At 68.1% G+C, this 14,740-nt stretch carries 11 protein-coding genes; 1 reads left to right on the forward strand and 10 read right to left on the reverse strand.

The genetic code is table 11. The features are described from left to right. Positions 1-4,541, forward strand: a 4,541-nt coding sequence (locus ABGI63_RS17795; protein WP_490424230.1) for an SPM autocatalytic domain-containing protein, incomplete at its 5' end; no start/stop codon positions are given. 122 nt (positions 4,542-4,663) lie between these two features. Here ABGI63_RS17795 and ABGI63_RS17800 read toward each other — a convergent pair. From ABGI63_RS17800 to ABGI63_RS17845, 10 genes are all read right to left on the reverse strand, one after another. Then, on the reverse strand, positions 4,664-5,533 hold the full coding sequence (locus ABGI63_RS17800) for a CgeB family protein (protein WP_349743713.1): 870 nt from the start codon (positions 5,531-5,533) through the stop codon (positions 4,664-4,666). A gap of 7 nt (positions 5,534-5,540) precedes the next feature. Further along, positions 5,541-6,494, reverse strand: coding sequence for an alginate O-acetyltransferase AlgX-related protein (locus ABGI63_RS17805; RefSeq protein WP_349743715.1), 954 nt, complete (start codon positions 6,492-6,494; stop codon positions 5,541-5,543). Between the two features lie 12 nt (positions 6,495-6,506). Further along, complete coding sequence (locus ABGI63_RS17810) at positions 6,507-7,487, reverse strand: glycosyltransferase family A protein (RefSeq protein ID WP_349743717.1); 981 nt, start codon at positions 7,485-7,487, stop codon at positions 6,507-6,509. Positions 7,488-7,493: 6 nt separating this feature from the next. Continuing rightward, complete coding sequence (locus ABGI63_RS17815; RefSeq protein WP_349743718.1) at positions 7,494-8,594, reverse strand: DegT/DnrJ/EryC1/StrS family aminotransferase; 1,101 nt, start codon at positions 8,592-8,594, stop codon at positions 7,494-7,496. Further along, a complete protein-coding gene (locus ABGI63_RS17820; protein ID WP_137940616.1) occupies positions 8,594-9,004 on the reverse strand; it encodes a sugar 3,4-ketoisomerase in 411 nt (136 codons plus the stop codon). The genes ABGI63_RS17815 and ABGI63_RS17820 overlap by 1 nt, the downstream gene beginning before the upstream one ends. A gap of 74 nt (positions 9,005-9,078) precedes the next feature. After that, positions 9,079-10,419 (reverse strand): class I adenylate-forming enzyme family protein, encoded by a 1,341-nt coding sequence (locus ABGI63_RS17825; protein ID WP_349743719.1) that lies wholly within the window; start codon positions 10,417-10,419, stop codon positions 9,079-9,081. A 12-nt stretch (positions 10,420-10,431) separates the two neighbouring features. Continuing rightward, the gene (locus ABGI63_RS17830; protein WP_137940618.1) at positions 10,432-10,680 is read right to left on the reverse strand and encodes an acyl carrier protein; all 249 of its coding nucleotides are present in this window, start codon (positions 10,678-10,680) and stop codon (positions 10,432-10,434) included. Next, complete coding sequence (locus tag ABGI63_RS17835) at positions 10,661-12,508, reverse strand: HAD-IIIC family phosphatase (protein WP_349743721.1); 1,848 nt, start codon at positions 12,506-12,508, stop codon at positions 10,661-10,663. The genes ABGI63_RS17830 and ABGI63_RS17835 overlap by 20 nt, the downstream gene beginning before the upstream one ends. Next, a complete protein-coding gene (locus ABGI63_RS17840; protein WP_349743722.1) occupies positions 12,502-13,704 on the reverse strand; it encodes an SDR family oxidoreductase in 1,203 nt (400 codons plus the stop codon). The genes ABGI63_RS17835 and ABGI63_RS17840 overlap by 7 nt, the downstream gene beginning before the upstream one ends. Continuing rightward, complete coding sequence (locus ABGI63_RS17845) at positions 13,701-14,726, reverse strand: 3-oxoacyl-ACP synthase III family protein (protein ID WP_349743723.1); 1,026 nt, start codon at positions 14,724-14,726, stop codon at positions 13,701-13,703. Before ABGI63_RS17845 ends, ABGI63_RS17840 begins: the two co-directional genes overlap by 4 nt. Between the last annotated feature and the right edge of the window lie 14 nt (positions 14,727-14,740).

Here is a 14,740-nt window from a genome sequence, read left to right on the forward strand (position 1 = left end):
AGCTGGCCGGCCTGGCCACGGCCCAAGTGGCCGCCCTGTCCACCACCCAGCTGGCCAATCTGAGCAGCGAGGATCTCGCCGCGCTGACCAGCGATCAGGTGCGTGCACTGACCACCGGCCAGCTCGGCGGCCTGAGCACGGTCCAGCTGGCCACGATCACCAGCGAGGATCTGCAAGCGCTGAAGACCGAGCAGATCCGCGCGCTGGGCTCGGCCCAGCTCGGCGCCCTCTCCTCGGAGAACATCGTGGCGCTGCAGACCCAGCAGGTCGCGGCCCTGGGCTCGGCCCAGGTCGGCGGCTTGGAGACGGAACAACTGGCCGCGATGGAATCGGCCGATCTGCGCGCGCTGAGCACGGCCGCGCTGCGCGCCCTGAGCACCGCCCAGATCGACGGACTGAGTTCGGAGCAGATCGCCGCGCTGTCCACCCAGCAGATCGCCGCACTGAGCTCGGCGCCGCAGCTGGGCAACCTCAGCAGCGATGACCTGAGCGCGCTGACCAGCGACCAGATCCGTGCGCTGAGCACCGCTCAGATCGCCGGGCTCACGACGGGCCAGATGGCGAACATCACCAGCGAAGATCTGCAGGCCTTCAAGACCGAACAGGTCCGCGCGCTGGGCTCGGCCCAGCTCGGCGCCCTCTCCTCGGAGAACATCGTCGCGCTGCAAAGCCAGCAGGTTGCGGCCCTGGGTTCCGCCCAGGTCGGCGGTCTTGAAACCGACCAGCTCGCGGCCATGGAATCGGCCGACCTGCGTGCGATGAACACGGCCGCGCTGCGCGCCCTGTCGACCGCGCAGATCGACGGCCTGAGCACCGATCAGCTGGCCGGTCTGGCAACAGCACAGGTAGCCGCGCTGTCCACCACCCAGCTGGCGAACCTGAGCAGCGACGACTTCGCCGCCTTCACCAGCGACCAGGTCCGCGCACTGACCACGGCCCAGATCGGCGGCCTGAGCACCGCCCAGGTCTCCACCATTGCCAGCGACGATCTGCAGGCCTTCAAGACCGAGCAGATCCGCGCCCTGGGCTCGGCCCAGCTCGGTGCGCTGAGCACCGAAAGCATCGTTGCGATGCAGACCCAACAGGTCGCGGCTCTGGGCTCGGCCCAGGTCGGCGGTCTGGAGACCGACCAACTGGCGGCGATGGAGTCGGCCGATCTGCGTGCGATGAACACGGCCGCGCTGCGTGCCCTGTCCACCGCCCAGCTCGACAGCCTGGCCTCCGAACAGATCGGCGCACTGGCCACGGCCCAGGTTGCCGCCCTGTCGACCACCCAGCTGGCCAATATGAGCAGCGAGGATCTCGCCGCGCTGACCAGCGACCAGGTGCGTGCCTTGGGCACCGGACAGATTGCCGGGCTCTCGACGGCTCAGCTGGCCACGATCACCAGCGAGGACTTGCAGGCGCTGAAGACCGAGCAGATTCGTGCCCTGGGCTCGACCCAGCTCGGCGCGCTGAGCAGCGAAAACATCGCCGCGCTGCAAAGCCAGCAGGTCGCGGCCCTGGGTTCCGCCCAGGTCGGCGGTCTTGAAACCGACCAGCTCGCGGCCATGGAGTCGGCCGACCTGCGTGCGATGAACACGGCCGCGCTGCGCGCCCTGTCGACCGCCCAGCTCGACAGCCTGGCCTCCGAGCAGATCGGCGCACTGGCCACCGGTCAGGTGGCGGCCTTGTCGACCACCCAGCTGAGCAGCATGAGCAGCGAGGACCTGGCCGCGCTGAGCAGCGATCAGCTGCGCGCACTGAGCACCGGTCAGATCGTCAGCCTGAGCACGGCCCAGCTGGCCACCATCACCAGCGAGGACCTGCAAGCGCTGAAGACCGAACAGATCCGCGCGCTGAGCTCGGCTCAGCTGGCGGCCCTGTCGACCGAGAACATCGAGGATCTGCAGACCCAGCAGGTCGCGGCCCTGGGCTCGGCCCAGGTCGCCGGCCTGAACACCGACCAGTTGCTGGCGATGGAGTCCGAAGACCTGCGAGCGCTGTCGACCGCCGCCGTCCGCGCGCTGTCGACTGCACAGCTCGACAGCCTGGGCTCGGCAGAGATCTCGGTGCTGCAGACCGCACAGGTGGCCGCCTTGTCGACCACCCAGCTGGCCAATCTGAGCAGCGAGGATCTGGCCGGACTGAGCAGTGACCAGGTGCGTGCGCTGAGCACCGGCCAGCTCGGCGGGCTCACCACCGCCCAGATGGCCACGCTGACCAGCGAGGATCTGCAGGCCCTGAAGACCGAACAGGTGCGGGCGCTGAGCTCGGCCCAGATCGGCGCCCTGTCGACCGAGAACATCGAGGCCTTGCTGACCCAGCAGGTCGCCGCGCTGAGCTCGGGCCAGATCGCCGGCATGGGCACGGCCCAGATCGAGGCGATGCAGACGGCCGATGTGTCGTCCATCACCTCGGCGGCGCTGCGCGGCCTGACGACGGCGCAGTTCGAAGCCTTCAGCTCGGCCCAGATCGGCGCACTGACCGGCGCCCAGATCGCTGGCCTGGGCACGGCCCAGATCAGCGGTCTGACCACCGAGGATCTGAACGCCTTCCGCACCGACCAGTTCGCCGGCCTCTCGTCGGTGCAGCTGGCCAGCCTGTCGACCTTGCAGGTCTCGTCGCTGGAAACTGCGGATCTGCAGGCCATCAGCTCGGCCAGCATCCGGGCGCTGACCACCGGCCAGCTGTCGGTGCTGAGCTCGGAGCAGATCGTCGCGCTGAGCAGCAACCAGATCGGTGCGCTGAGCTCGGCCCAGGCATCGGGCCTGACCACGCAGCAGATCGTCGCGATCGAGACCGCCGACATCGGCGCCCTCGGCACGGCCACCCTGCGTGCGCTCGCCACCGACCGGATCGAGGCGCTGAGCTCCGAGCAGGTCGCGGCACTCAGCGTGGCCCAGGCCAGCGCGCTGAGCTCGGCCCAGATCAACACCCTGGCGACCGAGGATCTGAACGCGCTGGGCACCCAGCACTTCGCGGCGCTGACCTCGGTGCAGATCCAGGGCCTGGCCACCGCGCAAGTCCTGGCGCTTGAATCGCAGGATCTGCGTGCGATCAATATCTTCAGCCTGCGAGCCCTCAGCACCGAGCAGCTCGGCGCGCTGAGCACCGAGCAGATGACTCAGCTGAGCAATCTGCAGCTCGGCGCACTGAGCACGGCCCAGGTCGCCTCGCTGGCCACCGAGGATGTGGCAGCGCTGAGCAGCAGCCAGGTCACGGCGCTGACCTCGTCTCAGCTCGGCGCCATGGGTACCCACCAGATTGCGGCGCTGGACAGCGAGGACATCGCGGCCATCAGCACGGCCAATCTGCGTGCCCTGGACTCGGCGGACTTCAGCGCGCTGAGCAGCGGCCAGATCGAAGCCTTGGGCAGTGCGCAGTGGGCGGCCATCAGCAGCGCCCAGGTCCAGGGCATAGAGACGGTGGATCTGCAGGCGATCGCGACCGAGGAGCTGCGTGCACTGAGCACGGCGGCCCTGCGCAGCCTGTCGACCGAGCATATCGAGGCCCTGAGCACCGAGCAGGTCGCCGCGCTGAGCACCCAGCAGGTGGCGGGTCTGAGCACGATCCAGGTCACGGCGCTGGAAACGGCCGACATCGTCGCGATGAGCACCGCCCAGCTCGCCAGCCTGAGCTCCGTGCAGGTCGGGGCACTGGAGACCGAGCACATCCGTGCCCTGGCCACCGAGGACATCACGGCACTGAGCACCGGCCAGATCGACGGGCTGAGCACCGCGCAGATCGTGTCCTTCGCCACCGAGCAGATCCAGGGCTTCGAAACCCGGGATCTGGCCAGCATGACCATGGACCAGGTCTCGGCCTTCACCTCCGAGCAGATGAGCGCGATGGACTCCGGTCAGATCGATGCGCTCTTCCTGGCCACGCCCATCGTGCTGGATCTGGACGGCAACGGTGTCCAGACCCTGGCGGCCAGCGAGGGCGTCAGCTTCGACATGAACGGCACGGGCAATGCCCAGCGCTGGGGTTGGGCGGGCAAGCAGGACGGCCTGCTGGCGATGGACAGGAATGGCGACGGCCAGATCAATGACGGCAGCGAGCTGTTCGGCACCGGCACCACCTTGAGCAGCGGTCAGCGCGCGGGCAACGGCTTCGCGGCGATGCTGGATCTCGACAGCAATGGCGACCACAAGCTGGATGCCAACGATGCCGAGTTCTACAAGCTCAAGGTCTGGGTGGACGGCAATAGCGACGGCAAGACCGATGTCAACGAGCTGCGCGGCCTGGTCGATATGGGCATCGGCTCCCTGGATCTGAAGGCCAGCACCGGCACCGAGATCGACAACGGCAATCTGCTGGGTCTGGTGTCCAGCTACACCACCACCGATGGCGCCAGCCACGCGATGGCCGATGTCTGGTTCGCCAAGGATCAGCCGCCGCAGCTCAGCGACCTGCTGGCCCAGCCCGAGGCCAATCTGCTGGGCGCCCTGCCGAGCGCCGTGGTGACACCGCCGCAGACCAGCGGTCCGGATGCCGCGCTGCTGAGGCTCAAGCCCAGCGATGAGGACGACCTGAACCGCCTGCCGCCGCTGATCTAAAGGCCAGGCGCCCCCCCAAGGGCCCGGATGCCGACCCAGGCATCCGGGCCTTTTTCCATGGTGGGCTGCGGACGCAAAAAAACCCGCGGCGCGGCGGGTTGGGTCGGGAGGGGGTGTGCGGCCTAGGCCGGGTGCTTGTCGAAGAAGCGCTGGATCACCGTGCGGATATCGCGCCGGCGCATCAGCTCATAGCCCTGCAGCGCGTAGCGCTCGCGGGCCGCATCGTCGGCCACCAGGGCCTCGCAGGCGGCCTGCAGCTGCTCGGTCTTGACGAACTGCAGCGCGTCGTCCTGGCGCAGATCGTCCTCGATCTCCAGTTCCTCGCTGTAGTCGCAGACCACCGCCTTGCGATTGGCCAGTAGATAGGAGACGCGCACGATCTCGAAGATAGTGCCGCGCGAGAAGTTCACCACCACCTTGGCACGGGCGATGAACTCGTCGCGCTGCTTGCCCCAAACATTGCACAGCGTCATCACCGACAGCCCGCTCAGATCGCGACGCAGGCCCGAGACCTTGTGCAGCGCCTCCATGCGGTCGGCGGTGATATTGCCGTAGTACAGCACGTCGATGTCCTGGGCCACGCCCTGCGGCACCTTCTCCAGGTTTGGCGCATAGGCGGTCAGCGCGTGGTAGGCCGGGAAGCGCGGCTGGATCGCATTCCAGCTCGCGACATTGCTCTGGCTGTAGTCCCAGATCTGGAAACGGTCGGCCACATACTGGGCGCCGGTGCCACGCAGATCCTTGTCCGCATAGCGCTCCATATTGAAGAAGATGGTGCCGCTCGGAAAGCTGTCGATCAGGCCCAGCTGCAGCGGGATCTGGAAGCCGAACACGATGTTCAGCGCCTCGGGATCGAAGTGGTTGATGCGGCGCTGCACCTCGTGGCCGAGTGCGGCAAAGCCCCAGTGATAGGACTCCACCACCTCGTTATAGGCGTCGAGAATGCCCACCTTGGGGTGGAAGGGGTTGTACTGGACCAGGCAGATCTTCATGGGGTTCTCAATCAGGCAGCAAGTCCATCGGGTGGGCCCGCACCAGATAACGCTCGGCACTTTCCACCAGCACCAGACGGGCGCCGACGCTCTTGCAGTAGCGGAAATCGATCATCGTGTTCCAGACAAAGTGCACCTGGCCGAAGAAGCTCGCCAGCAGGTCCGAGAAACCGATGTCGAAGGCATAGCTGTCGCCGAAGATCACGACCGCTTCCTGGTAGGGCGCGGCCGGGTTCTGCAGCACATAGTGGTTGCCGACATGGGCACCGGTGGTGGCCATCAGGCGGTTGTCATAGACCGGCGGCGCGCGCCGGGCGATGCTGAGCACGCTCTCATAGCAGGGCTCGGCCGTGTACTTCAGCAGCAGGTCATGACGCCACCAGCTGCGCATCAGCGGCAGCAGCCGGACATCGAAATGCCGCTCGGGCCAGACCGAGGCCATCAGCGCGGCAAAGCCGAACCAGGCGCCGCTGAGGGCCCAATGGCTGTTGCCGCGAAACACCAGCTCGGCCCGCCAGGATTCGGCGCGCAGCCGCTCCAGCGGATAGACCAGGGCACCGGCCGGCATGGCCTGCAGCAGCTGCTGCACCGGCCGCTCGCCGCGCACCTGGGCCGAGCCGGCGGGCCAGCGGGCCTCGGGGATGATGGACTGCTTCTCGGGGACGACCAGGTGCGCGAAGCGCGCGCCTATGGCCGCGCTGGCCGCGAGACGGCGCTCGAACACCTGGCGCCATTCGGCCAGCCCGCCTTCGCTCAGGCGCAGCTCGCCCAGATATTGCTGCTCCCAGCTGTTATTGCCATTGGCGATGAACTGCCAGCCATCAACCCCGGTGATCGCCACCTGGTCGGCCGACAGCGCGCCGAAGGGCCGGTCATACAGAGCGGCCAGGCGCTGGTGATTGGCCTCGGCCAGCGCGCGCTCGGCGGCCAGAAACTCGGACAGCTGCTCTTCTTCGCTCATCATCCGAGGGCCTCAGGCCACCAGCGGCAGCGCACGCCGCGCCGCCGCGCCGCTGTAGACCTGCCACAGCGACAGGAACTCCGCCTCCGCCCCGGGCTCGCCGCGGCCCAGCGCCGGCAGCACCGCGCCGAGCGCGACCAGATCCTCCTGGGCGCCATAGCGATGCGCGATCAGCGGGGCCAGGCCGGCGATGTTCTGGGCCGCCGCCTCGGCGCTCAAGAGGCCCAGGCGGCGCCCGGACAGTGTCAGCGCCAGATAGGCCAGGTGGGCCAGCTTCAGCGGCCGCCCCATCGGGTTGGCCGAATGCTGCGCCGCGCTGGTGCGGAAGAAGCCCAGATGCTCGTTGATAAAGGCCAGCGGCTTGTCCACACTGGCCTTCAGAAAGGCGCCCAGATCCTCCAGGCCGGTGAAGCAGATGCCGTCCAGGCTGGGGTCGTCCAGCGGCTCGGCCATCGCGGCGCGGAAGGTCGCGTTCGAGAACTCGCCCAGCCAGTTGCCGCTGCGCCCGGCCGTGTGCTGGAACAGCAGCTCGGCACGCAGCTCCAGCAGGCGCTGCGGAAAGCTGGCCACCGCCTCGGGCACCGGCAGATCGCGGATCGGCTGGCCGCTTTCGGTGGCGGTCCAGCGCCGGCTTACCGCGACATTGACCTGGCCGCTGCTATGGGCCAGCAGATGGCGCTCGTAGAAGCTCGGGTAGGGAATGTCATCGTCCAGCAGCAGATGGAACAGCTCGGTGGGTCGCTGGCGGAACAGCCACAGCAGGTGACGGAAGTTGTCGTAGGCGCCGCTGCGCGGCCCGGCGACGACCTCGATGGCCAGATCGGCCACCAGGCTTTTCAGCGGCTCGGCGCTCAGCGCCGCGACGAAAGCCTGGTCGGGGCTGTCGTCGGAGATGATGACGCGGGCCGGCTTGACGGTCTGGTGGCGCAGTGCGGTCAGCAGCTCGATCAGATATTTGGGCTTGTAGGCCGGCACCAGGGTGGTGATCTGCATGGCGGCTCAGCCCAGCACGGCGCGGATCACGGCAGCCACGCGACCGACCTCCTCGGCCGTCATATAGGGCGCGATCGGCAGGCTCAGCACCTCGTGCTGCAGGCGCTCGGCCATCGGCAGCGCCGGCCAGGCCTGATCGGCATAGGCCTGCTGCTGGTGGCAGGCGGTCGGGTAGTGCACCAGATGGCCGATCTGCGCGGCCGTCAGCGCCGCCTGCAGCGCGGCGCGGCGCGGCGTGGCCACCACCATCAGATGCCAGACCGGCTCGGCACCGTCCGCCACCTGGGGCAGTTGCAGCGGCAAGCCGTCCAGCGCCTGCAGATACAGGGCCGCGACGCGGCGGCGCGCGGCGTTCTCTTCGTCCAGCGCCGGCAGCTTGGCGCGCAGCACCGCCGCCTGGATCTCGTCGAGTCGCGAGTTGACGCCGGCCATCTCATGCTTGTATTTGATGCTGGAGCCGTAGTTGCGCAGCATGCGCAGCTTGGCCGCCAGCGCCTCATCATCGGTGGTGATCGCGCCGCCATCGCCCAGCGCGCCGAGGTTCTTGCCCGGGTAGAAGCTGAAGCCGGCCGCATCGCCGAGGCTGCCGGTGCGGCGGCCGCGATAGCGCGCGCCATGGGCCTGGGCCGCGTCCTCGATGACCTTGAGCCCGTGCTCGGCGGCGATCGCCATGATGGCGTCCATCTCGGCCGGCTGGCCGTAGAGATGGACCGGCATGATGGCGCGGGTGCGCGGCGTGATCGCGGCCTTGATCAGGCGCGGGTCCAGATTGTGGGTGCGATGATCGGGCTCGACCGGCACCGGCCGCGCCCCCGCCTGGCTGACCGCCAGCCAGGTCGCGATAAAGGTGTTGGACGGCACGATGACCTCGTCGCCCGGGCCGATGCCATAGGCGCGCAGCAGCAGATGCAGCGCGTCCAGCCCGTCGGCGACGCCGATGCAGTGCTTGGCCTCGCAGTAGTCGGCAAACTCGCGCTCGAAGGCCGCGACCTCCTCGCCCAGCACATACCAGCCCGAGTTCAGCACCCGGTCTATGCCGGCGCGTATGCCCGGCTCGTGAGCCGCGTTGATGCGCTTGAGGTCCAGAAAAGGAATCGCCCCCGCCATCACTTGCTCCAGCGCGCGCGCATGAACTCGGCGTAGTCGCGGTAGTAGTCGTCCTCGCTGTACTTGTTCGAGGCCAGCACCATGCAGACCGCGCCCGAAGAGAAGTTGTCCAGCTCGCGCCAGATCATCGGGCAGACATAGAGGCCGTTGTAGGAGCGGTTCAGATGGACGCGCTTCTTCTCCTTGCCGTCGTCCAGCACCACATCGAAGCTGCCCGACATCGCGACGATGAACTGGTGCAGCTCCTTGTGCGCGTGGCCGCCGCGCTCGGAGCCGCCGGGCACGTCATAGAGGTAGTAGACCCGCTGGATATCGAAGGGCACATGGTCCCCGCCTTCGATAAAGGTCAGGTTCCCGCGCGGATCATGGATCTTGGGCAGATCCAGCATCTGGCAGCGATCAATCGACATGTTTTGCGTCCCTTGGTGCGTTGGCGCCGATTGTGGCCCGGGACGCGGCGATGCCGCCTCGGAAAAAGCCCGCTTCAGCGCCGCATCTTCTTGAAACGCGCCGAGTAGATCTCGCGGTCCAGCAGCTCCACCTTGGCCGGCACCTTGTAGGCCGCCAGCTTCGCCAGGCAGGCCTTGCGCACGCGCAGGCGCAGCACGTCGGCCGCCTCGGCCTCGTGCACCACCACCTTGGCGACGACGATCTGGCCCAGCAGCGCATGCTTCTCGCCGAGCACGACCACATCATCGATATTCGGCAGGGCCAGGATCACATCCTCGACCTCGGCCGGATAGACCTTCTGGCCGCCGACATTGATCAGGTCGGTGACGCGGCCGAGGATGCGGAAATAGTCGCCGTCGACCTCGACCCGGTCCTGGGTGTTGAACCAGCCCTGCTCGTCGAAGCCCGACGGTGCGTTCAGATAGCCGACCATGCGGTAGTTCGAGCGTATCCACAGAATGCCCTCGCGCACCTGGGTCTCGAAGCCAGCACCGCCGATGCGCACCCACAGCGAGCCATCGGGCCGCGACTGCGAGCGCAGCACGCCGACCTCGGACAGGCCATAGGTCTGCTGCAGCTCGACGCCGGGGAAGCGGGCACGGATGCGGTCCAGCGTGGCCTGCGGCATCGTCTCGGTGCCATAGGTGATGCGCTTGAGCGAGCTCAGGTCGTAGCGCTGGGCCAGGTCGGTAGCAGCCAGCAGGGTCAGAAAGGACGGCGTGGTCGGCAGCAGCTCGACCTTGTGGCGTTGGATGGCCTCGCAAATCGTCGCGATCGCGCGGTTCTCGGCCGTCACCACGGTGCCCAGGCTGGCGGTGATGGCCAGAATCGTGTTGATGCCGCCGAAATGGTCCAGCATCAGAAAAGGGATGGCGACCACCGGCGCGCGCGCCGTGCGGAACTTGTCCATCACCCGCTCGAAGTCGTGCAGCATGCCTTTGGGCTTGCCGGTCGAGCCCGAGGAAAACAGCACCAGGCCGGGCTTGCCGCTGGCGCGGAACTCGTCGAGCATCGCATTGGCCACCGGCACCGCATGGGCTGTCAGGGTCCAGCTCAGGCCGTCGGGTGCGAACTCGATCGCGTGGTCGCAGCCGCTGATCGCCAGCGCCTCGCCCTCCTCGATCACCGAGCCCCGCGTCATCGGCACGACGATGGCGCGCAGCGAGGCCAGCGCCAGAATCATGCAGAACACATCGGGCGCGTAGTCGGCCAGCACCACGACGGTGTGACCGGGGGCGACACCGCGCGCGGTCAACTCGGCGGCAAAGCCGCTGATCTTGCTCGACACCTGGCCGTAGCCGGTGGCGCGGTCCTGGTGCACAAAGGCCGGCAGCGCCGGATCGGCCTGGGCAAAACGTTCAAGCAGCCAGTCCATCGCCGGGCTCGCTCAGGCCGCCAGCTGCTCTTGCAGCACCAGCGCGATCAGTGCATAGGAGGTGGCATTGGCGGCATCCTCGTCGGGAATGGCCACGCCAAAGCTCTCCTCCAGCGCCAGCACCAGATTCATCTGCTTCAGCGAATCCCAGCCCGGCACATTGTCCATGCTGGAAGCCTCGTCGAGGCTGGCGGCATCAACCTCCAGCACCGTGGCCATCACCTGTTTCAGCAGCGCGTGATCAAGCTTGCTCGTCGTCATCTTCTTGCAACTCCACCCAGGCGCTCTCGGCCAGCACAAGGCCCTCGAGCGCGGATTCATAGGCACGGGCACCCTCGCCCGTCTCGTCAATCATCTCGTCGGTCATGTCGACCCGGTGCAAACCAAGCCGATCAAAGAAGTCTGCCACCTGGGCGTTCTTCGCGGTGGGCAGATAAAACGCCCTGAGCAGGCGCTTACCGCGCGCCAGCGCATCGGCGACGACAGCCCGCCAGACGGCGAACTCGACGCCCCGGCCTATCACCCGGCAGCTCATCAGAAAGCTGTGCACCGCCACCGCATCCTCGCCCTGGTCCTCGCAGATCAGCACCCCGGTCAGCCCATGATCGGCCAGCCGGTCGCTGACCGAGAAGGAATAGACACAGGCGGCCGGGCTGCGCGCCATCAGCGCCGCCACATCGCCGGCCTGCAGCCGCCGCGTCGTCAGATTGAACTGGTTGGACTTGGCCATCAGCTCGGTGATCCGCGGCACTTGCGCGCTCGCATTGCGTTGCAGCCGCAGCTTCAGGCCCAGCGAGCGCAGATAGTCTTGCTGGCTGGCAAAGCCGGCCCGGGCCTCGGCGGCCTGGGCCAGGGCCTTGTACTGGCCGGTCTTGTGGCGGCTCTCGGCGCTGACGCCGCCGGCCGTGAACAGCGGCGCGATCTGATCGCGCAGCAGGGCCGGATAGTCCTGCAAGGCCTTGACCGGCACCTGGAACACCCGCACCTGGGGCAGCTGCTCGCGCACCGCCTCGATCTCGAAGGCCGAGTCGTCGACGAAGACAAAGCTCTCCAGCCCCAGATTCAGCTCACGCGCCAGCGCGCGCAGATTGCTGGGCTTGTCGTCCCAGTTGACCTTCTTGGCCACCAGCTGCGCGTCACCCAGCACCATGTCCGGGTGCCGGGCCAGCACCTCGTCGACATCGGCCGCATTGTTCTTGCTGGCCAGGCACAGCAGCACGCCCTGGGCCTCCAGCGCGCGCAGCTGCTGCTGCACGGTCCAGTAGACATTGCCGGGGAAGCTGTGGCGATCCAGCTTGATGCCGTCCAGCCCGTCCTCGCCGAGGATGCCGCCCCACAAGGTGTTGTCGCAGTCCAGCACCAGCACCTTGTGGAAGGCGCTGCCGAAGCCGCGTGTGGCCAGGCTGGCCTGGCGGGCCAGCCGCCCCAGGAAGCCGGCTGTGTAGGGCGACTTGGCGCGGTAGTAGAAGCGCGCGTCGAAGGCCTGCTCGGCGCCATGGCGGGCCAGCAGACCGGTGGTCTCGATCAAGCGCAGCTGGGGATGGCGCGCGGCGGCGGCCGCCAGGCCGCTGTTGAAGGCCTGCAGTGCCTGCTGCTGCGGGCTGTCGGCCGCGACCTCGGGGTTCCACAGATGCGCGCCCAGCAGCAGCACCTGGCCGACGCCGCGGGCCGCCTGCAGCGCCAGCTCCAGCCGGCTCAGGTAGTCGGCCTGGGTGGCCTCGATCTCGGCGCCGTCCAGCCCGGCCAGACGGCCTTCCCAGCCCGGCTGCAGATTGTCGAAAAAAGGCAGGATCACGAGCAGATCGACGCCGGCCGCCGCATGGGCCTGGGCATCGCCAACCAGATCGTCATAGCTGCCCTTGGCCACCGCCAGCCGCACACCGGCCAGATAGGCCTGGCGGCGCAGCTGGGTGGACAGCAGGTCCACCGTGATATTGGCGGCGATGCCCAGGCTCAGCGGCCTGAAGCCCGCCTCGCTGCGGTCCAGCTGCTGCAGCGCCTGCATCAGCTCGGCCAGGCTCGCGTCGGGCCGGGCCAGCGTGGCCAGCGCGGCCTGCTCGCTGGGCACCGTCAGCAGGCCCGTCACCATGCCATCGATCCCCCGCCATTGACCCGCAGGTTCTGGCCGGTGATGTAGGCGGCCTCGTCCGAGGCCAGAAAGGCGACCGCGCCGGCCGTGTCCTCGGGCTCGGCGAGGCGGCGCAGCGGGGTCTGGCGTGCGGCCATCAGCTGCTGCTTCTCGGACACGCCGGCGATGAAGCCGGTGTTGGTCATGCCCGGCGAGACCAGATTGACCGTGATGCCCAGCGGACCAAGCTCGGCCGCCAGATAACGGGTCAGGGTGGACAGCGCGCCCTTGGCGATCGCGTAGGCGGTCCAGCCGGCCACCGGCACGCCGTCCCAGGACTGCGAGCCCAGCGAGACGATGCGGCCGCCTCCGGCCGCCTGCATCGCCGGCTTGCAGGCCTGGATCATCAGCAGCGCGCTCTTGAGCTGGCCGTCCAGGTGCTGCTGCACCTCGTCCCAGCCCAGCTCGTCGATGCTGCGCGCGACGATGCGGGGCGAGGCCGCATTGACCAGCAGGCTGACGCCGCCGAAACGGGCGCTAGCCTCCTGCACCAGCCGCGCCGCGCCCGCGGCGCTGGCCACATCGGCCTGCACCGCGACCGCGCGCGCGCCGCCTTCTTTCAGCCGCGCGACCAGGGCCTCGGCCTTGTCGCGGCTGCTCAGATAGTTGACGACCACGGCAAAGCCCTGGGCCGCCAGCTTCTCGCAGATCACCCGGCCGATGCCGCCGGCGCCGCCGGTGACGATGGCTACCTGAAGCCGCGCTGCGGGCGTGCTGGGCTTGGGCTTGGGAGGCTCCAGCAGCTTGACCTTGCCGCCGCCGCTGAGCACCAGCTGGCCATGCTGGTTGACGATGCGGGTGTCCAGCTCCAGCAGGCGCTCGCGGGGGTGGATCTTCAGCACGGTGCAGCTGACGGTCAGCGTGTCGCCCAGGCGCACCGGCAGCTTGAAGTCCATCGCCTGCGAGACCCACAGCGCGCCCGGGCCCGGCAGCTTGGTGCCGATCACGGTCGAGATGAAGGAGGCGCCCAGCATGCCGTGGACCACGATCTCCTTGAACGAGGTCTCGCTGGCGTAATCCGGGTCCACATGCAGCGGGTTGTCGTCACCGGTCAGCTCGACGAAGCGGCGGATGTCGGCCTCGGTGATGGTCTTGCTGAGCGACTGGCTGTCACCTTCCTTGACCGACTCGAAGTCGGCAAACACGGCGGTCGTCATTGCGGCGCTCCCAGCGTCCAGCGCCAGACACTGGCGGCGAAATTGAAACCGGCGCCGACCCCGGCCAGCGCGACCAGATCGCCGGCCTTCAGATGGCCGGCGCGCTGCGCCTCGGACAGCGCGATTGCCAGCGAGGCCGAGCCGCTGTTGCCGATCTGGGCCACATTGGTATAGGTCTTGTCCATGCCCAGGCCCAGCTTGCGCACCAGGTACTCGATCAGGCGCAGATTGGCCTGGTGAAAAACCATGAAGTCCAGCGCCTTCACATCGACGCCGGACTTGGCGCAGGCGCGCTTGATGGTCGGCGGCAGATGGGTGATGGCCTGCTTCCAGGTGGCGATGCCGTTCATCTCCATCAGATCGACCGCGGCATCGAAGGGCCGGCCGTTGTTGGCGAAGGAGGCGCCGCCGCCGCGCAGCCGCACCGCCTCGTAATTGGACGGGTCGGTATGGAAGGCCGAGGCCTGGATGCCCTGCCCCGCCTCGGCCGGGCCCAGCACGGCGGCGCCGGCGCCGTCGCTCAGATAGATCGCGGTATTGGCGTCGCGGCGATCGATATAGCGGCTGCACAGCTCCACGCCGATCACCAGCGCATGGCCCACCTCGGGATCGACCCGCATGCGGTCCGAGGCCGTGGTCAGCCCGGCGACGAAGCCCGAGCAATTGGCCTGCAGATCGAAGGTCTGGGCCCTGGCCGCGCCCAGCTGCTGGGCCACCTTGGCCGACAGCGGCGGAAACTGGTAGTCGCCCGAGAAGGTGCAGCAGACGATCAGGCCCAGCTGTTCGGGCGCGATGCCGGCCATCGCCAGTGCCTGGCGTGCGGCGGCCAGCGCATAGCCCCAGGCCGTGTCCTCGGGCGCGGCGATGTAGCGGCGCTCGATGCCGGTCTTCTCGACGATCCACTCGGGCGTCACATCGAGGCTGCGGCACAGGCTCTCGTTGTCCTCGAACTGGGCCGGCAGGTGGTGGCCGACGCCGAGGATGGCGACGGCGGGCAGATGGGGATTGAGGGGGTTCAGCACGGTCATATTGTTGT

The organism is Roseateles cavernae, assembly GCF_040187885.1.
Taxonomy (GTDB): domain Bacteria; phylum Pseudomonadota; class Gammaproteobacteria; order Burkholderiales; family Burkholderiaceae_C; genus Roseateles_E; species Roseateles_E cavernae.